The following is an 18,923-nucleotide window of genomic DNA, read 5'->3' as shown; positions in this document are numbered from 1 at the left end:
TCCGGTTTCAACATAGGGGCCCGCCGCGATCAGGCCAGATGCGCGCGGAATGCAGTCACGACCTGTTCATAGACCGCGCGTTTGAACGGGACGATTGCGGCAATCATCTCATCGGCCCCGATCCACTTCCATTCGGCAAACTCGGGATGCTCCCCATCGATGCGGATCTGGTCGTCCCTGCCGTCAAAGCGGAACAGAAACCACTTCTGACGCTGGCCGCAGTATTTGCCGCCCCATATCCGGCCCAGAAGTTCGGGCGGCAGATCGTAGGTGACCCAGTCATCCGTCTTGGCGACAAAGGTCACCAGATCCTCGGTGACGCCGGTTTCCTCCCACAATTCGCGCAGGGCGGCGGCGCGGGGCTTTTCCCCTTTGTCGATGCCGCCCTGGGGCATTTGCCACGCCGGCGCATCGCTATCGATCCGCCGCCCGGCGAATATATGCCCCTGGGCATTGATCAGCATCACGCCAACGCAGGGACGGTAGGGCAGATTTGTCATACTTTCACCTCTTGCGCCTGCTGGACGCCGACCTCGAACACACGTTTGTAGCGTTCGATCTCGTCCTTGGGGCCAAGCGCCTTGTTGGGATTGTCCGACAGCTTGACCGTCGGGCGGCCATTCGCCGAAACGGCCTTGCATACAAGGCTGAAGGGATCCAGCGCGCCGTCGGGCACCAGTCCGCGGAAATCATTGGTCAGCATGGTGCCCCAGCCGAACGAGGCCTTCACCCTGCCGCGGAACCGGTGATGCAATTCCTCGATCTTGTCGACATCCAGCCCGTCCGAGAAGATGACAAGCTTTTCACGCGGGTCCTCGCCCCGGCTTTCCCACCACGCGATGGCCCGTTCAGCCGCCTGCGCCGGATCACCTGAATCGATGCGGATGCCGGTCCATGTCGTCAGCCAGTTGGGGGCCCGTTCCAGAAAGCCGGTCGTGCCGAAAGTGTCGGGCAGCATGACCCGCAGATTGCCGTCATGCTCTTCGTGCCAATCGGCCATCACGCGATAGGGGGCCTGCGCCAGTTCGGCATCGTCATTGGCCAGTGCGGCATAGACCATCGGCAGCTCATGCGCATTGGTTCCGATCGCCTCCACTTCGCGGCGCATGGCGATCAGGCAGTTGGATGTCCCGAGAAACTTGTCCCCCAGGCCTTCCAGCATGGCCTGCACGCACCAGTCCTGCCAGAGGAACGAATGGCGGCGTCTGGTGCCGAAATCGGCAATCTTCAGATCGGGGATCTGCTTCAGCCGCTCGATCTTCTCCCACAGCTTGGTCATGCCACGGGCGTAAAGCACCTGGATCTCGAACCGGCCAAGGCGTTCCAATACAGCGCGAGAGCGCAATTCCACCAGAATCGCAAGGGCGGGAATTTCCCACAGCATCACCTCGGGCCATGAACCTTCGAATGTCAGCTCGTATTGGCCGTCCTTCTTTTCCAGCTGGTATGGCGGCAGCTCTAGATTTTCGAACCACTCCATGAAATCGGGGCGGAACATCTGGCGTTTGCCGTAAAAGGTATTGCCGCGCAGCCAAGTGCTTTCGCCGCGGGTCAGGCGCAGGCTGCGAACGTGGTCCAGCTGCTGGCGCAATTCCCCCTCATCCACCAGTTCGGCAAGGCGGATGGTCTTGGTGCGGTTGATCAGGCTGAATTTGACCTGCGTATCCGGCTTGTTCCGGAAGATGGACTGGCACATCAGAAGTTTGTAGAAATCGGTATCGATCAGCGACCGCACGATGGGGTCAATTTTCCATTTGTGGTTGTGCACGCGCGTTGCGATATCGACCATAGGTTCATTCCTCCAAGATCACGCCACTGGCGCGCATTGCATCGCAGGCCAAGGCAAGCGATCCGTTCAGGTCAATCGCGCGGCAGGCGTTCATCGCCACCCGCACGCGGTATCCGGCCTTTGCCGCATCCATGGCCGAATAGGCCACGCAGAAATCGGTCGCGAGGCCGCAAAGCACCAGATCTGTTACGCCCCTGTTGCGTAGGTAGCCGTCCAGACCCGTAGGGGTAACGCGGTCATTCTCGAAAAAGGCCGAATAACTGTCGATCTCGGGCCGGAACCCTTTGCGCAGGATCAGATCGGCGCGGTCGGATCGCAGCTTGGGGTGCAATGTCGCGCCCAATGTGCCCTGCACGCAATGCCTGGGCCACAGAACCTGCGGGCCGTAGGGCATTTCCATCTGCGAATAGGGGGGCTGCCCCTGCACATCGGCAAAGCTGGAATGATCTGCCGGATGCCAATCCTGCGTCGCGACCACGATGCCGAAGCGGTCCATCATGGCATTGATGGGGGCGACGATGTCATCCCCCCCGGCAACAGCCAGAGCACCACCCGGGCAAAAATCAGGCTGCATATCGATGACGATCAGGGCGTCCATCGGTTCCTCCTCCGCGAAAGCCATGCGCAGGCGTAAAAGGCGGGAACGGCATCGTCAATGGCAGGCACAGGCGCGGGTCTTGATTTAATCGGCGATTCGGCGCATCTGGCTGTGCATGATCATCATTGCCGCACTTTATCATTTCGCCCGCTTTCCCGACCCGTCCGCCCTGATCGCGCCCCTGCGTACGGTTGCGGCAGATGCGGGTGTGCGCGGCTCCTTGCTGATTGCGCCCGAAGGGGTGAACGGCACGATCGCCGGATCGCGCGAGGGGATCGATACCGTGCTGGCGGCCCTGCGCGCCCTGCCGGGATGCGATGGCCTGGAATGGAAGGAAAGCACGTCCGAGACGTTTCCATTCGACCGCCTCAAGGTGCGTCTGAAGCGCGAGATCGTCACGATGCATCAGCCTGACGTGGATCCGCAGACGGGAACCGGCCATTACGTGGCGCCGGCCGATTGGAATGCGCTGATCTCTGATCCCGATGTGGCCGTGATCGACACGCGCAACGATTACGAGGTGGAGATCGGCACCTTCAAGGGGGCGATCGACCCGGCAACCACCAGCTTCGGAGATTTCCCCGCCTGGTGGGAGGAGAACCGTGAGCGTTTCGCCGGCAAACGGATTGCCATGTTCTGCACGGGCGGAATCCGGTGCGAGAAATCGACGAACTATCTGTTGGGGCAGGGGGTGGAGGATGTTTTCCACCTGAAGGGCGGCATCCTGAAGTATCTTGAGGAAGTGCCCGAGGAGCAGAGCCTCTGGCAGGGCGAATGCTATGTGTTCGACAAACGCGTATCCGTAACCCATGGTCTGGGGCAGGGGAAATACAGGATGTGCCATGCCTGTGGCCGCCCGGTTGCCCCCGAGGATCGCAGCCACGCCGATTATGAACACGGTGTTTCCTGCCCCCGATGCATCGGGGAATACAACGATGAGGATCGTGCCCGCTTTCGCATGCGCCAGAAGCAGCGCGGCTGACGGTTGCGGCACTGTTCCGCCCGCCCTACAACGGACGAAACCACGGAGACGCCAATGCCACCGAAACCCGTCATCCTATGCATCCTTGATGGCTGGGGCCTGAGCGACGAGAAAACCGCGAATGCCCCGCATCTGGCAAAAACGCCGAACATGGACCGGCTGATGGCCACCTGCCCGCATGCCACGCTGACCACCTTCGGCCCCGATGTGGGTTTGCCCAAAGGGCAGATGGGCAATTCGGAGGTGGGCCATACCAATATCGGTGCGGGCCGCGTGGTGGCGATGGATCTGGGGCAGATCGATCTGGCGATCGAGGATGGATCGTTCTTCAGCAATGAAACGCTGACTGCCTTCATCGGTGCGATGAAAGCCTCGGGCGGGGCGGCGCATCTGATGGGTGTCCTGTCCAACGGCGGTGTTCACGGGCATATCCTGCATCTCATGGCTGCGGCACGGGCAGTTGCATCCGGCGGCGTGCCCGTCGTGCTGCATCTTGTGACCGACGGGCGCGATGTTGCGCCGTCTTCCGCAATGAAGTTCCTGCATGAGCTGACGGACTCCCTGCCGGACGGGGTAACGATCGGCACCGTATCCGGGCGCTATTACGCGATGGACCGCGATAACCGCTGGGAGCGCGTCATGCGTGCCGCCGATGCCATGGTCGATGCCAAGGGCGAGGCTGCTGCCACCGCGGCCGAGGCCATCGAAGCAGCCTATGCCCGTGGCGAAACCGATGAATTCATTCCGCCCACGGTGATTGGCGGTTATGCAGGCGCCCGGGACGGGGATGGCTTCTTCTGCCTGAATTTCCGTGCGGATCGCGCGCGGGAAATTCTGGCAGCGCTGGGCGATCCGTCATTCGAGGCCGCGCCGCGCCGTGCGGTGAATTGGGCGGGCATGATCGGCATGGTCGATTATTCGTCTGAACATGACCGTTACATGGCCTCGGCCTTCCCCAAGCAATCCATCGTGAACACCCTGGGCGAATGGGTGGCAGCGCAGGGCAAAACCCAGTTCCGGCTGGCCGAGACGGAGAAATACCCCCATGTCACGTTCTTTCTGAACGGGGGGCGTGAACAGCCATTCGCGGATGAGGACCGCTTCATGCCGCAATCTCCCAAGGTTGCCACCTATGACATGCAGCCCGAAATGTCGGAGCCGGAGGTGGCCGAGCAACTGGTCGGTGCAATCCGCCACGGCTACGATCTGATCGTCGTCAATTTTGCCAATCCGGATATGGTCGGTCACACGGGGGTGCTGGAGGCGGCAATGGCCGCATGCGAGGCCGTTGATACCGGTCTTGGGCAGGCGCTGGAGGAGTTGGAGCAGGCAGGCGGTGCCATGCTGGTCATCGCGGACCACGGCAACTGTGAAACCATGGTGGACCCTGTCACCGGCGGCCCCCACACGGCACATACGACCAATCCGGTTCCGGTGGTGCTGGTCGGTGGCCCCGAAGGCGCAACGTTGCGGGCTGGACGGCTGGCAGATGTGGCCCCCACGCTGTTGCAGCTGATGGGACTGCCCCAACCGTCCGAGATGACAGGCAAGAGCCTTATCGGATGATTGCACGCGCGGCCCTTCTGAGCTTGTGTCTGGTGGCACCTGCCCATGCACAGGACGTGGCCGCGCAAGCACAATCGGCAGCGGCAGGGCTGCGCGAGGCGGTTTCGAACATGCAGGCCGCCCGCACGGGGCGTGACAGGGTAAAGGCCCTGACCGAAACCATCGGCAACTACGAAGACGGGTTGGCCGCCCTGCGGGAAAGCCTGCGACAGGTGGCCCTGCGGGAAGCGGCGCTGCGTCAGGATCAGGGGCAGAAGCGGTCGGATGTCTCGCAGCTTCTGGGAGCGCTGGCGCGGATGGAGGGGGATCCCGGCCCGATGCTGATGCTGCACCCCGGGGGGCCGCTGGCAACCGTGCAGACGGGGCTTATCCTTGCCGATATCGCACCCGCGCTTCAGGCAGAGGCCGATGCGATCGAGGCGCGGTTGACCGAACTGAAAGAGCTTGGGGATGTGCAACGTGCCTCTGCGGCTACATTGGCCGAAGGACTGCGTGTGGCGCAGGAGGCGCGGACGGCTCTGGGTCAGGCCATTTCCGACCGGACGGATCTGCCCCGAAGGTTTACCGATGATCCGGCCGTGCTGCGTGCCCTGCTGGAAAGCTCGGACTCGCTGGATGCCTTTGCCCGGCAGCTTGATCCGGGGGGGATGCCTGCGGGTTTCGTGGCTGCAAAGGGAACGTTGCCGCTGCCCGTACATGGAACGATCGTGCGGGGCGCGAACGAAAGCGATCAGGCCGGTGTACGCCGCCCTGGCATCATCCTTGCCGCCCGCCCCGGTGCGCTGGTGACAGCGCCCTATGCGGCAACCATACGGTACCGCGGGCCCCTTCAGGGCTACGGAAATGTGATGATGCTTGAGCCGGGAGAAGGGTATCTGATGGTGATTGCCGGGCTGGAAACGGTGTATGGCGAGGTAGGTGAGGTTGTACCGGCCGGTGCGGCTTTGGGCTTGATGCCGGGCGGTGATCAGGGTCTGGTGGATTTTCTGGATCAGGGAACCACTTCTACCCGAAGTGGGCCGCAAGGTTCGGGTGAAACGGAAACGCTGTATCTGGAATTGCGTCAGGGAACCGGCCCGGTCGATCCGGCGACATGGTTTGCGCAAACGCAGGAATGATGGGACGGGTATGAGGAAATATGTTCTGGCCGCTTTGGGCGGTACCGTGGCAGGCGTTCTGGCCACCACGCAATTGGCCGCGCCGCTGATCGCGCAGGAACAACGGCACGATACGTCCGTCTATGAGCAGCTTGATCTGTTCGGCGATGTATTTGATCGCATTCGCAAGCAATATGTCGAGGATGTGGACAGCCAGAAGCTGATCGATGCCGCGATCAACGGCATGCTGACCTCGCTGGACCCGCATTCCAGCTATCTGCCGCCGGATGATTTCGATGATATGCAGGTACAGACACGCGGCGAATTCGGCGGCCTCGGGATCGAGGTGACGCAGGAGGACGGCTTTGTCAAAGTCGTCACGCCGATGGATGATACGCCGGCCGCCGCTGCCGGTATCCAGCCTGGCGATTTCATCGTCGCGGTTGACGGGGAATCGTTGCAGGGTCTGCCCTTGGATCAGGCCGTTGAAAAAATGCGCGGGCCGGTCGGGTCCGAGATTGTGATCAGCATTCTGCGCGAGGGTCGGGCCGAGCCGTTCGACGTGTCACTGGTGCGCGATACGATCAAGCTGACGGCTGTACGCTCCAGCACCGTGGGCGGGCATACCATCGTCCTGCGTGTTTCCACCTTCAACGATCAGACCTATCCCGGTGTGGAGGAGGAACTGAAGAAGCGTGTGGACGAGCTGGGCGGCATGGACAACGTGAACGGCGTCGTTCTGGATCTGCGCAACAACCCGGGCGGTCTGCTGACGCAGGCGATCAAGGTGTCCGATGCGTTTATCGAACAGGGCGAAATTGTTTCCACCCGTGGCCGGAACGATCAGGACAACGAGCGCTACAATGCAACCCCGGGAGATCTGGTGGATGGCAAGCCGATAGTCGTGCTGATCAACGGCGGTTCCGCCTCGGCCTCGGAAATCGTGGCGGGTGCGCTGCAGGATCATAAGCGTGCGATCGTTGTCGGCACCAAGAGCTTTGGCAAAGGCTCTGTCCAGACGGTCATTCCGGTCCGGGGAGAGGGCGCAATGCGCCTGACCACCGCACGGTATTACACACCGTCCGGTCGCAGTATCCAGGCGCTTGGCGTATCACCCGATATTGTGGTGGATCAGCCTGCACGTGATCTGGAAACCACACCCGACAGCGCAGAGACGACATCCGCGCGGGCTCCGCGTTCGGAATCCTCGTTGCGGGGCATTCTGTCGAATGATTCGATGACGGATGAAGAGCGTCAGCAGCTTGAGGCTGATCGTGCGCTGGTCGAAGAAACTGCAAAACTGCGGGAAGAGGATTATCAGCTGGCCTATGCCGTCGATATCCTGCGTGGCCTGTCGGTCGTGAACGGCAAATAATCTGCCTGTGGGCGCCTTGTGACATTCCGAAACGGAATGCGCAGGGCGCCCCTATTCCTCATCTTGAATGCGGCCGCGCCCTGCCTTTATGGCACCGCGATTTGCCTTGGCCGCCAAGCGCCGACGCTGGCTGCCAAGCGTCGGCTTTGTCGCGATGCGCCGTTTGGGCGCAACCAGCGCCTGCCTGATCAGATCGGCCAGCCTTTCACGTGCAATTTCGCGATTCCGGAGCTGACTGCGGGTTTCATCAACCTGCAGAACAAGGGCCCCCTCATTTGTCCAACGCCGTCCAGCCAGCCGTTTCAGCCGGGTCTTGACGGGATCAGACAGATTGGGGGAGCGTTCGGCCTCGAACCGCAGCTCAACGGCGGAGGAAACCTTGTTCACATTCTGCCCGCCGGGACCCGAAGCACGCATGAACGTTTCGGTCAGTTCCCAGTCGGCGATCGTGATGGCAGGGGTAATGTGCAGCATGCTTCAACATAGAGAAAGGGTCGCCATTTCCGACGACCCTTTCCGAGATCCAAGGAGATGAGCCAGTTAGGTGTCACCCCAATTCGGTTGGCGTTCCGCCAGAGGGCTGCCTCTAGCTTACATTCTCCCGAACTGTCCCGACGCGTCTCTCCAATATCACTCTAGACACTGGATCACCTCCTTTCAAATACGTTGCCGATAATTAGGAGGTTGGCACAGATTCGGCATATGTCAACGCCTCTCACCCAATTTGGGCGATCCTTTTTTTCACGATCAGGCGGAAGGGCAGAAGGGCCACAAGGGCAAGGAACAATTTCACGCTCCAGTCCGCTGCGGCCAGCGATATCCACAGGGGCAAGGCCGGCCCCACGCCCAGCATCGGCACCGGTTCATTCGCCCATGCGATATCGGCCGCAGGATCCAGAAAGGACAGCGGGGCGGCAAAGGCGATTCCGAAGAACAGAACCGTGTCGAAGATGGAGCCTGTCAGCGTGGAAATGACAGGGGCGCGCCACCATCTGCCCCGCCGCAGACGATCAAAGATCGCGACATCCAGAAGCTGTGCCACCAGAAATGCCATCCCGGATGCCAAGGCAACGCGGTATGTCACCAGAGGGCCGAACTCTCCATCGATCTGGGTGCCGATCAGCGAACAGATCAGCCCGGTGATGAAGCCGGCAACCACGACCTTGCGTGCGGCCGCGGGACCGTAAAGCCGGTTCGTGACATCCGTAACGAGAAATGCGAATGGATAGGTAAAGGCCCCCCACGTAAGCCAGTCCCCCAGCAGAATCTGCACGAGGATGTTCGAGGCGACGACAATCAGCGCCATCGCGATGATGCCGGGGATAAGGTTGCGGGTCATTGCGGCTCCGGGGTTTGCGGGGACGGTGGATACCGCAAATCGGTCACTCCGCAAAGCGGTATTCAACAAACTCCGTCCGCTCGAACGGCATGAAGTTGTCATCCGAGATCATCGTCAGAACCAGCGTCCGCCCATCCCGCCAGACAGAAAGCCCCTCCAGATTGTCGAACTTTCCGGGGCGAGAGGTGAAGAGTGTCGTTTCCTCGCTGCCATTCAGCGCGAATCTGCGGACGCGGGTGGCAAACCCGAGGCCCAGAAATGCCCGCTCCAGAATATAGAGATGGTCGTCCAGCACATCGGCATCGGCCACGCGGAAGACCCCGCGCCGGGGAATGGCGAAATCCCGAACCCATTCGCCAGACGCCAGACGCCAGACGGTAAAGGTATCGCCATTGGGAATTTCGGGAATGGTCAGGACAGTATCACCGTCAAGGGCCACAGCCTCCAGCCCGCCGTTGAAAGGAAGCTCTGCAAAGGGGCCGTTGGGCAGGCGGACCGGGGTGGCCTTCAGGGTGGCATATCGCCGGATGCCGATCCGCTGCTCGAAGCTGACAAATGCAGTGCCGTCGGGGGCCAGTGCCATGCCTTCCGAATCGGAATCCGCAACTTTTACCGCTTCGCCGTTTTCGGCGCGCAGGGCTGTCAGGGGTGTGGCATCCACGCCAATGATCCGATGCTTTTCACGCAGCAGCGTGCCTGTCAGCCAGTTGCCCTTGTCTGTTATGGCGGTGAAACGACTGCCGTCCTGTGACACCTCCAGCGCGGAAAACCCGCCAAAACGGGGGTCATCCGCAGTCCATCGAAAAGTGGTCGCATGGTTGCCGCCTGCAGGCAGTTGCCACGAGGCCAGGGCCGCGATGACAACCAGCAGCGGAAACGCGATCAGCGTGCGCGCAAGACGTCGGTACATTGCGCGGGCAGATCGGCCATGGTGAAGGTGCGGGGCGAGGGGCTGGCGGGAACGGCGGGGCCTGCGGGTGCGCTTTGCGGGTTCAGATAATCGGTGACCCACCAGGACAGGGTCTCATCGCAGCCGTTGCCGCCCTTGGACAGCTCATTGACCGTCGGCGTCTGCGGTGTGCAGTTCCGGGATCCGGCAGGGCACTTCAGGCGGATGTGAAAATGGGTGTTATGCCCTGCGATGGGGCGGATCTTTTGCAGCCACGGGGTATCGGCGGCAGTTGCGGTCTGGCACATCCGGATCTTGACCGCGGCAGCCACGAAAATGCGGTCCACCCGATCGTCCATTGCTGCGGATTGCAGCAGCGCCTGGTGTTGCGGCGTCCAGTTCGAATTGACCGACCGTTGATCAGCGGTGCGGATGGAGATGGAGGAAATGCTTTCCCGTTGCGCGCGGCTAAGCGTCAGGCTGCTGGGGGGCAGCATCCAGACATCTGCATCAAGGCCGATCTGGTGGCTTGCATGCCCCGAGGTCATCGGCCCGCCGCGTGGCTGGCTGATGTCCCCTATGTACAGGCCACGCCAGCCCAGTTTGGTGGCGGCCACCGACAGCTGTTCCAGAAACGTTATCATTTCCGGCTGACCCCAGTTCCGGTTGCGCGACAGGCGCATGGCTTGCCATGTGGGGCCGGTTTCCGGCAGCTGCACCATTCCCGCGCCACACCCGCGGCTGTAGAAGCCCACGGGTTCGGACCGTTGCGCCGAAGGGCTGGGCATCGCGCCGAACAGCTGGTTCGCCAGTGGTTCGGCCCCCGCGGGCAGGGCCAGGGACAGGATCGTGGCGATGGCGGCAAGGGGGCGGATCATGGGGCACGCTCGGGTTTGGGGACGCTCGGGGCTTTGACCCACCATAGCAGGACCAGCCCGCCAAGAAAGAGCGCGATGACCGGAAGAATGCCAATTCGCTGCGATCCGCTGATTTGGGTTGCAATTCCGATCAGCAGCGGGGCCATGAAGGCTGTTGCCTTGCCGGACAGGGCATAAAGGCCGAAACCTTCGGTCAACCGGCCGGGTTCGGCCTGCCAAAGCATCATCGTCCGGCTGGAGGCCTGAAGGGCGCCCCCTGCCGCACCGATCAGCCCGCCTATGACATAGAATGCCAGATTGGCATGCCCCGCCGAAACGGGCACGCCTAGCAATGTTCCGGGGGTAATGGTGGGGACGATCATCGCTGCTGCCACCAACGTCAGCAGGGATGTGATCAGGACGGGACGCGCCCCGAACCTGCTGTCGGCGCGGCCCCCCAGCCACGCGAAAAGCGCCCCGGTGACCGAAGCGAGGATGCCGAACAGGCCTACCTCGCGCACCTCCCACCCCAGAACGCCGACGGCATAGATCCCGCCGAAAGCATAGATCCCGTTCAGCGCGTCACGATACAGCATGGACGCCCCCAGAAATGCTGCAAGGCTGCGCTGCTTTGGCAGGCGGGCAAGGCTGGCGCGCAATTCCGGCCATGCGCGGGCTGCCGCGGCTTTTACGCCCATATCCCCCTTGGGCGGGGCAGGAACAAAGGCAAAGAACGGCAAGATGAATAGCGCATACCACAGCGCCGTCAGCGGGCCTACAATACGGGTCCCGGCCTCGGTTGCGGGATCAAGGCCGAAGGCGGGCGGCAGGCCCAGCATGGTCAACCCCTGGGCATCGCTTTGGAAAAAGCCCAGCATCAGGATCAATGCGATCAGCCCGCCCACGTAGCCAAAGGCCCATCCGGCGCCCGAGATCCGCCCCATGTCCTGGGGGGCGGCAAGGCCGGGCATCAGGGCATTGGTGAATGTGGTCGCGAATTCCATCCCGATCAGGCCAATCCCGAAGCAGGCCAGCGTCCATATGACGTGCGGATCATCCGGGGCGGCGAACCACAGGCCGGAAGCGCCCGCGACATACATCAGCGAAAACACGGCAATAAAGCGCAAGTGGCCGCCGGCACGATCCGCGATCGTGCCCAGAAGCGGAGACAGGATGGCAATGACTGCCCCGGTGATTGCAAGGCCATAGCCCCAGATTGCCTGTGCCGAGGCGCCATCCCCGATGATCCGCGCCATATAGGGGGCGAAGATGAATGTGATCAGCAGCGTGCTGAACGGCTGACTGGCCCAGTCAAAGAAATACCAACCCCAGATCTGTCTGCGCATTCCCGCCCCCCCGATGCTGGCGGCATCAGGCGTCAACCCGATGCGACGTGCAAGGCGGTTGTGCCGAAGGCTGCGATTGCTTAGGTCATATGGGCAACCTTATCAGCCCGGATGGACCATGGTTTCCCTATTTCAGATCCTGCTCATGATCCTGAGTGTCGTGCAATTCGTGATTCTGGCCCATGTGATCATGAGCTGGTTGATCAATTTCCAGGTTCTGAACCTGCGTCAGCCGTTGGTCTACCAGATCTGGAGCGGCCTTAACCGGTTGTTGGAACCGATGTACAACCAGATCCGCCGCGTTCTTCCGCAGATGGGCGGTCTTGATCTGGCACCGCTGGTGGCCTTGCTGGCGGTTTATGCCCTGCGCATCATCATCGTGAACAACGCTGCGGCATTCTACTGATCCGACATGCCCGAACCTATCGCGTTGCTTCGTTCTGTTTTCGGGTTTGACGGGTTTCGCCCGGGGCAGGCCGAGATCGTGGACGCGGTTCTGGCAGGGCGCAACACCTTGGCCATCCTGCCGACGGGTGGGGGAAAATCGCTCTGTTTCCAGCTGCCGGCGCTGTGCCGTGCAGGGGTGACGGTTGTCATCTCACCCCTGATCGCGCTGATGCGCGATCAGGTCCGGGCCCTGCGCGAGGTGGGGGTCGAAGCCGGAGCGCTGACGTCCGCCAATACCGAGGCCGAGAACGAAGAGGTGTTCCGCGCACTGGATGAAGGGCGGATGAAGCTGCTCTATATGGCGCCCGAACGGTTGAGCGTGGCCGAAACCATGCTGCGCCGCATCGGTGTCACGATGATTGCAGTGGACGAGGCGCATTGCGTCAGCCAGTGGGGCCATGATTTCCGGCCCGATTATCTGCGGATCGGGGCATTGCGCCGGGCGCTGGATGTTCCGCTGGCGGCCTTTACCGCGACGGCCGATGCCGAAACGCGTGAGGAAATTGTAAGACGCCTGTTCGACGGTGCCGCGCCCGAGACGTTCCTTGGCGGTTTTGACCGGCCGAACCTTCATCTGGCCTTTGCGGTCAAGGATTCGCCCCGCCGGCAGATTCTGGATTATGCGGAACGGCGCCGGGGTTTGTCGGGCATCGTCTATGCCGCCACGCGGGCCAAGACCGAAACATTGGCACGTGTATTGAACGAGGCAGGGCATTCTGCAGCCTTTTACCACGGCGGCATGAATGGCGATGAACGGCGCATGGTCGAAACCCGCTTCATGCGTGAGGACGGGCTGGTTGTTGTCGCCACGGTTGCCTTCGGCATGGGAATCGACAAGCCGGATATCCGCTGGGTCGCCCATGCGGACCTGCCGAAGACTGTCGAGGGCTACTATCAGGAAATCGGGCGGGCCGGGCGGGATGGTGCCCCTGCCGACACCCTGACACTTTATGGCCCGGATGATATCCGCCTGCGGCGCAGCCAGATCGATGAAAGCCCCGCCCCGCCCGAACGGCGGGCGGCCGACCATGTCCGGTTGAACGCATTGCTGGGGCTGGCCGAGGCGATGGCCTGCCGCCGTCAGGTCTTGCTGCAATATTTCGGCGAGGAGAGCGCTCCTTGCGGAAATTGCGATCTTTGCGCGCGCCCGGCAGAATTGTTCGATGCAACGGATGCCGTACGCAAGGCGCTGTCGGCAATCCTGCGGACGGGTGAACGGTTTGGCAGCGGCCATCTGATCGATATTCTGACCGGACAGGACACGGCCAAGGTGCGCGAGCGGGGGCATGACAGCCTGCCTACCTTTGCCGTTGGCCGCGATCTTTCCAAACCTGCTTGGGGGGCCGTGTTCCGGCAGATGATGGGGCGCGATCTGGTCCGGCCCGACCCCGAGCGCCACGGCGCCTTGCGGATGACGGATGACGCGCTGCCGGTCCTGCGAGGGGAAGCGCCGATCACCCTGCGCCGTGATACCATCGACCGTGCCACGACCCGAACCGTCGCCAAGACATTGGTGCGGGACGAGGATGCGCCGTTGATGTCTGCCCTGAAAGCCAAGCGCCGGGCCTTGGCCGAAGCGCAGAATGTGCCTGCCTATGTGATCTTTACCGATCGTACCCTGGCCGAGATGGCCGAAGTACGCCCTGCGGATCTGGATGCGATGGCGCGGATCGGCGGGGTCGGTGCCCGCAAGCTGGAAAGCTATGGCGACACATTTCTGGCGGTTATCAACGGAGAGGCCCCCGCCATGCACCCGCAGCGGCGGCGCCTGGCAGGGCGGGATGCGGGCATGATCTTTGACCGGCTGGTGGCGGAGCACCTGCGGCTGGCACGCGGAGAGGACGGCACGGGCAAGCCGCTGTCCTGTTCCACCGCAGTGCTGCGCAAGATTGCGGAGGCAAAACCACGGTCCATGGCCGATCTTGAGCGTGTAGGCGCACTTGGCGCGGCACGTCTGGAGCGGTTCGGTGAGGCATTTCTGGCATCGGTGAACGCGTCCGGGGAATGATGTTCCGGGTCAGGCCTTCCGGCAAGGCACAGATTTCGAATATATTTTCATCTTCGGATTGATGTTTTTATGGATTTTGCCATCTTTCGGTTGCGTCTTGGGCGTGTCAGATGAAGGATGCAGAAGTTACTGCAGCTCAATCACCAGGAAACCAAGAAAGCGGCCATGGCACTTGATGATCGGCAACTGACCCACCTACAGCGGCTTGAAGCCGAAAGCATCCAGATCATGCGCGAGGTGGTGGCCACTTCGACGAATCCGGTAATGCTCTATTCGGTTGGCAAAGATTCGGCATGTATGCTGCATCTGGCAAAGAAGGCGTTTTACCCTTCGCCTCCGCCTTTCCCGCTGTTGCACGTGGATACAACGTGGAAGTTTCAGGCAATGTACGCCCTGCGCGACAAGGCAGCAGCGGATGCAGGAATGCAACTTCTGGTCCACCACAACCCCGAGGCTGTGGAAAAGGGCATCAACCCCTTTGATCACGGCTCGCTTCATACGGACATGTGGAAGACGGACGGCTTGAAGCAGGCGCTGAGCGCCTACGGCTTTGATGCGGCCTTTGGCGGTGCGCGTCGCGACGAGGAGAAATCCCGCGCGAAAGAGCGTGTTTTCTCCTTCCGCAGCGCGAACCACCGCTGGGACCCCAAAAGCCAGCGCCCCGAATTGTGGAGCCAGTACAACGCCCGCAAGGCAAAGGGTGAATCAATTCGGGTCTTCCCGCTGTCCAACTGGACCGAGTTGGACATCTGGCAGTACATCCAGCTGGAGAAGATCGAGATCGTTCCGCTGTATTTCGCGGCCCCGCGCCCCGTTGTGGAACGCGATGGCATGCTGATCATGGTCGATGATGACCGTTTCCCGCTGCGCGATGGCGAAACCCCTGAGATGAAGTCGATTCGTTTCCGGACCCTGGGCTGCTACCCGCTGACGGGTGCCGTGGAATCCGAAGCGGCAACGCTGTCGGAGGTCATTCAGGAAATGCTGCTGACCACCACATCCGAACGCCAGGGCCGCGCGATTGACCACGACAGCGCCGCTTCGATGGAAAAGAAAAAGCAGGAAGGATACTTCTGATGTCCGAGCAGTCGCATGAATACAAGGTCGATGCGCTGATCGCAGAAGACATCGACGCCTATCTGTCAAAGCACCAGCATAAGACGATGCTGCGCTTCATCACCTGCGGATCGGTGGATGACGGTAAATCCACGCTGATCGGTCGCCTGCTGTATGACAGCAAGATGATCTTCGAGGATCAGCTGGCCAGCCTGACCAAGGATTCCAAGGCAGTTGGAACCCAGGGGCAGGAGATCGATTTCGCGCTTCTGGTTGACGGCCTTGCCGCCGAGCGGGAGCAGGGGATCACGATCGACGTCGCCTATCGCTTCTTTGCGACGGACAAGCGCAAGTTCATCGTCGCGGATACGCCCGGACACGAGCAGTATACCCGCAACATGGTGACCGGCGCATCCACTGCCGACCTTGCAGTGATCCTGATCGATGCCCGCCAAGGTGTTCTGACGCAGACACGTCGCCACAGCTACATCGTCAACATGCTGGGCATCCCAAACGTCGTTCTGGCTGTGAACAAAATGGATCTGGTCGGATCCAGCGAAGAGCGGTTCGACGAGATCGTGGCCGAATACCGTGCCTTTGCCGATCAGATCGGCATCAAGGAATTCACCGCCATCCCGATCTCGGGCCTGCGCGGTGACAACATCGTGGATCGTTCTGTCGCGATGGACTGGTATAAGGGCCCGACGTTGATGGCCCATCTGGAAACGGTTCCGCTTTCGGATCGTGGCGCGGCGAACCGTCCGTTCCGTATGCCCGTGCAATGGGTGAACCGTCCGAACCTCGACTTCCGTGGTTTTTCGGGAACGATCACTTCGGGAACTGTTCACCCCGGAGACGGGGTGCGTGTTCTGCCCTCGGGCAAGACATCGACCGTGAAATCCATCGTCACCTACAATGGTGATCTGGATAGCGGCGTGGCCGGGCAGGCCGTGACCATCACGCTGAACGATGAAATCGACTGTTCCCGTGGGAACGTCCTGTCGGTGGCAGACAATCCACCCGAAGTGGCAGACCAGTTCGAAACGACACTGATCTGGATGGACGAATCGGAAATGCTTCCGGGCAGGCCGTACATCCTGCAGATCGGCACCCAATCGGTTACGGCAACGATCACCGAGCCGAAATATGAGGTGAACGTCAATACGACCGAGCAGCTTGCCGCCCGTACGCTGAAGCTGAACGCGATCGGTGTGTGCAACATCTCCACCGACCGGCCGATCGTCTTTGAAAGCTATGACGATGACCGGACGATGGGCGGGTTCATCCTGATCGATCGTATGACCAATGCCACCGTGGCAGCCGGTCTGGTCCACTTTGCCCTGCGTCGTTCGCAGAACATCCATTGGCAGGCGGTTGATATCGATCGTAATGCCCATGCCCTGCAGAAGGGTCAGAAGGCAAAGGTTGTCTGGTTCACCGGTCTTTCGGGTTCGGGGAAATCCACGATTGCCAACCTTGTGGAGAAGAAGCTGCACTCCATGGGTCGCCATTCGTTCCTGCTGGATGGGGACAACGTGCGCCACGGGTTGAACCGCGATCTGGGCTTTACCGATGCCGACCGTGTGGAGAACATCCGCCGTGTTGGTGAGGTGGCACGCCTGATGACGGATGCGGGCCTGATCGTCATGACGGCATTCATCTCGCCGTTCAAAGCGGAACGCCAGATGGTGCGTGACCTGATGGAAGAAGGCGAATTCGTAGAGGTGTTCGTGAATACCTCGTTGGAAACCGCCGAAAGCCGCGACGTCAAAGGTCTGTACAAAAAGGCTCGCGCCGGTGATCTGAAAAACTTCACCGGGATCGACAGCCCCTATGAGAAGCCGGAAAAGGCGGAAATCACCGTCAATACCGACGAGATGACGGCCGAGGAAGCTGCGGAAATGATCGTGGATCGCCTGCTGGCGATGTAATCCATCCGCTTGGCCGGGTCATTGAGCCCCCCACCTGTCATGGCTGGGGGGCTTTTTCATGCGCTGTTTCAAACGGAAGGGTAGGGGGGATGTGAAAAAGCCCCGCACGGTGGCGGGGCTTTGATCGGTAGGGCGTGTTGAAAAGCTTTTAGTTCCGGCCCATCGCGCTGGTCAGGCGGTTTGCGCGCAGTACCAACAGCGTTACCACCGCCCCCGAGAGCAGATAGACACCGGCAGCCCAAAGGCCGAACGTCGCAGCGGCAAAGAGTGCGATGAACGGTGCGAAGCCCGCGCCAAGAACCCATGCCAGATCAGATGTGCAGGCGGATGCTGTGTAGCGGTAGCCCGGAGCAAAGCTTGCCGCAACGGCACCCGAGGATTGCCCGAAGGTCAGACCAAGCAGCGCAAAACCGACAAGGATGTAGACCGTCTGGCCGGCAGTGCCGAGGTTCAGCAGGACCGGAGCGAGGATTGCGAAGATCGCGATGCCCGTTACGCCCATCGTGAGTAATTTGCGACGACCGATCTTGTCGGATAGAATGCCCGAGGCTGCGGTGGCAAAGAAATAGACGAACGATCCGATCAGCATGGACGTCAGGAATGGTGTGATCGGAACGGCCTGGCCTTCGTCCTGGACGAACAGGAAGACATAGCCGAGCGGGAAGATCGTCATCATTTGCAGCAGGGCAAAGCTGGCCAGAGGTGTCAACGCACCCAGGCAGATCTGCCGGCCTTCGGCCTTCCATGTTTCAGCGACGCCTGTTGCAACCAGTTCGTTGGATTCAAACATCTGCTCGTATTCCGGCGTTGCGACGATGCGCAGACGGGCGAAGAGGGCGACAACGTTGATCGAGAAGGCAACGAAGAACGGGTAGCGCCATCCCCAGTCGAGGAAGTCCCCGGCTGACATGCCGGCGATCAGGTAGATGAACAGACCCGTCACAACCGCCAATGCGATGGCTGCGCCCAGTTGCGGGATCATCGCGTACCAGCCACGTTTCTCCGAAGGCGCGCTCAGCGCCAGAAGGGAGGCCAGACCGTCCCATGCACCGCCAAGCGCGAACCCCTGGCCGATACGGAACAACATGATGATCCCGATCGCCCAAGCACCTGCCACATCATAGGTGGGAACAAGGCCCATCGCGACGGTGGATGTGCCGAGAATCAGCAGTGCCAGCGTCAGCTTTGCCGAGCGACCGTAATTCTTGTCGACCCAGATGAAAAACAGCGAGCCGAACGGACGTGCCAGAAATGCCAGCGCGAATATTCCGAAGGAATAGAATGTGCCGGTCAGCGGGTCCGCAAACGGGAACAGGCGCGCCGGAAAGACCAGCACGCAGGCGATGGAAAAGACGAAAAAGTCAAAGAATTCGGACGTACGACCGATGATGACGCCAATCGACATTTCACCGGGATCGGCCTCGTGGCCGCCGTGATTGTCGGAATGCAGGCGGCGCGCGTCCTGCTCTACCGTCGAACTTGCAGGAATGGCCACGGGGCTCCCCTCCGATAGGAATTGATCGTTTTGATGTGTGCCTTTCTTACACTAGACTTTGGATTGGGCAAATTGTCCAATGTTGCGTCCTCGGCTCTGGTATTATCGCAGAGTCGTAAAAAGCCACCTCGGCCATACGTCCGACCGT

17 protein-coding genes are annotated in these 18,923 nt (G+C 61.1%); 8 read left to right on the top strand and 9 right to left on the bottom strand.

The annotated features are described in order from the left end of the window. Positions 1–29: 29 nt before the first annotated feature. Genes TR36_RS00200 through pncA form a run of 3 tightly spaced genes read right to left on the bottom strand, consistent with a single transcriptional unit; the run spans position 30 to position 2,387 of the window. Complete coding sequence (locus TR36_RS00200; RefSeq protein WP_045393295.1) at positions 30–500, bottom strand: RNA pyrophosphohydrolase; 471 nt, start codon at positions 498–500, stop codon at positions 30–32. Next, positions 497–1,789 (bottom strand): nicotinate phosphoribosyltransferase, encoded by a 1,293-nt coding sequence (pncB, locus tag TR36_RS00195; RefSeq protein WP_045393293.1) that lies wholly within the window; start codon positions 1,787–1,789, stop codon positions 497–499. The genes TR36_RS00200 and pncB overlap by 4 nt, the downstream gene beginning before the upstream one ends. A gap of 4 nt (positions 1,790–1,793) precedes the next feature. Further along, positions 1,794–2,387 (bottom strand): bifunctional nicotinamidase/pyrazinamidase, encoded by a 594-nt coding sequence (gene pncA, locus TR36_RS00190; RefSeq protein ID WP_045393291.1) that lies wholly within the window; start codon positions 2,385–2,387, stop codon positions 1,794–1,796. A gap of 115 nt (positions 2,388–2,502) precedes the next feature. Between pncA and TR36_RS00185 the strand changes: the two genes are divergently transcribed. Genes TR36_RS00185 through TR36_RS00170 form a run of 4 tightly spaced genes read left to right on the top strand, consistent with a single transcriptional unit; the run spans position 2,503 to position 7,407 of the window. Beyond that, positions 2,503–3,369, top strand: a complete 867-nt coding sequence (locus TR36_RS00185; RefSeq protein ID WP_045393289.1) for a rhodanese-related sulfurtransferase — start codon at positions 2,503–2,505, stop codon at positions 3,367–3,369. Between the two features lie 54 nt (positions 3,370–3,423). After that, positions 3,424–4,935, top strand: a complete 1,512-nt coding sequence (gpmI, locus tag TR36_RS00180) for a 2,3-bisphosphoglycerate-independent phosphoglycerate mutase (RefSeq protein ID WP_045393287.1) — start codon at positions 3,424–3,426, stop codon at positions 4,933–4,935. Further along, on the top strand, positions 4,932–6,053 hold the full coding sequence (locus TR36_RS00175) for a murein hydrolase activator EnvC (RefSeq protein WP_237763486.1): 1,122 nt from the start codon (positions 4,932–4,934) through the stop codon (positions 6,051–6,053). The genes gpmI and TR36_RS00175 overlap by 4 nt, the downstream gene beginning before the upstream one ends. A 10-nt stretch (positions 6,054–6,063) precedes the next feature. Continuing rightward, complete coding sequence (locus TR36_RS00170) at positions 6,064–7,407, top strand: S41 family peptidase (RefSeq protein WP_045393285.1); 1,344 nt, start codon at positions 6,064–6,066, stop codon at positions 7,405–7,407. Positions 7,408–7,458: 51 nt separating this feature from the next. Here the strand turns inward: TR36_RS00170 and arfB are convergent, their stop codons facing one another. From arfB to TR36_RS00145, 5 genes are all read right to left on the bottom strand, one after another. Next, on the bottom strand, positions 7,459–7,881 hold the full coding sequence (arfB, locus tag TR36_RS00165) for an alternative ribosome rescue aminoacyl-tRNA hydrolase ArfB (protein WP_045393283.1): 423 nt from the start codon (positions 7,879–7,881) through the stop codon (positions 7,459–7,461). Positions 7,882–8,122: 241 nt separating this feature from the next. Next, complete coding sequence (locus tag TR36_RS00160; protein WP_062762042.1) at positions 8,123–8,746, bottom strand: queuosine precursor transporter; 624 nt, start codon at positions 8,744–8,746, stop codon at positions 8,123–8,125. Between the two features lie 43 nt (positions 8,747–8,789). Further along, positions 8,790–9,656, bottom strand: coding sequence for an esterase-like activity of phytase family protein (locus TR36_RS00155; protein ID WP_052362679.1), 867 nt, complete (start codon positions 9,654–9,656; stop codon positions 8,790–8,792). Beyond that, positions 9,629–10,513, bottom strand: coding sequence for a penicillin-insensitive murein endopeptidase (mepA, locus tag TR36_RS00150; protein WP_045393279.1), 885 nt, complete (start codon positions 10,511–10,513; stop codon positions 9,629–9,631). Before mepA ends, TR36_RS00155 begins: the two co-directional genes overlap by 28 nt. Beyond that, positions 10,510–11,838 (bottom strand): MFS transporter, encoded by a 1,329-nt coding sequence (locus TR36_RS00145; protein WP_045393277.1) that lies wholly within the window; start codon positions 11,836–11,838, stop codon positions 10,510–10,512. Before TR36_RS00145 ends, mepA begins: the two co-directional genes overlap by 4 nt. A gap of 118 nt (positions 11,839–11,956) precedes the next feature. Here TR36_RS00145 and TR36_RS00140 point away from each other — a divergent pair, with 118 nt between their 5' ends. The 4 genes from TR36_RS00140 (at position 11,957) to cysN (ending at position 17,280) form a co-directional block, all read left to right on the top strand. Further along, positions 11,957–12,244 (top strand): YggT family protein, encoded by a 288-nt coding sequence (locus tag TR36_RS00140; RefSeq protein WP_045393275.1) that lies wholly within the window; start codon positions 11,957–11,959, stop codon positions 12,242–12,244. Between the two features lie 6 nt (positions 12,245–12,250). Continuing rightward, positions 12,251–14,293 carry a DNA helicase RecQ gene (gene recQ, locus TR36_RS00135; RefSeq protein ID WP_062762039.1) on the top strand — a complete coding sequence of 681 codons (2,043 nt, stop codon included), beginning with the start codon at positions 12,251–12,253 and terminating at the stop codon, positions 14,291–14,293. Positions 14,294–14,458: 165 nt separating this feature from the next. Then, on the top strand, positions 14,459–15,370 hold the full coding sequence (gene cysD / locus TR36_RS00130; RefSeq protein ID WP_045393475.1) for a sulfate adenylyltransferase subunit CysD: 912 nt from the start codon (positions 14,459–14,461) through the stop codon (positions 15,368–15,370). Beyond that, on the top strand, positions 15,370–17,280 hold the full coding sequence (gene cysN, locus TR36_RS00125) for a sulfate adenylyltransferase subunit CysN (protein ID WP_045393271.1): 1,911 nt from the start codon (positions 15,370–15,372) through the stop codon (positions 17,278–17,280). Before cysD ends, cysN begins: the two co-directional genes overlap by 1 nt. Positions 17,281–17,428: 148 nt before the next feature. Here cysN and TR36_RS00120 read toward each other — a convergent pair whose 3' ends face one another. Continuing rightward, positions 17,429–18,775 (bottom strand): MFS transporter, encoded by a 1,347-nt coding sequence (locus TR36_RS00120; RefSeq protein ID WP_237763485.1) that lies wholly within the window; start codon positions 18,773–18,775, stop codon positions 17,429–17,431. Positions 18,776–18,923 lie beyond the last annotated feature (148 nt).

The sequence above is a fragment of the Falsirhodobacter sp. alg1 genome, assembly GCF_000739715.2.
Lineage (GTDB): Bacteria > Pseudomonadota > Alphaproteobacteria > Rhodobacterales > Rhodobacteraceae > Falsirhodobacter.
Note: the sequence above shows the minus strand (reverse complement) of the source record. Positions and strands in the feature narration are given on the sequence as shown.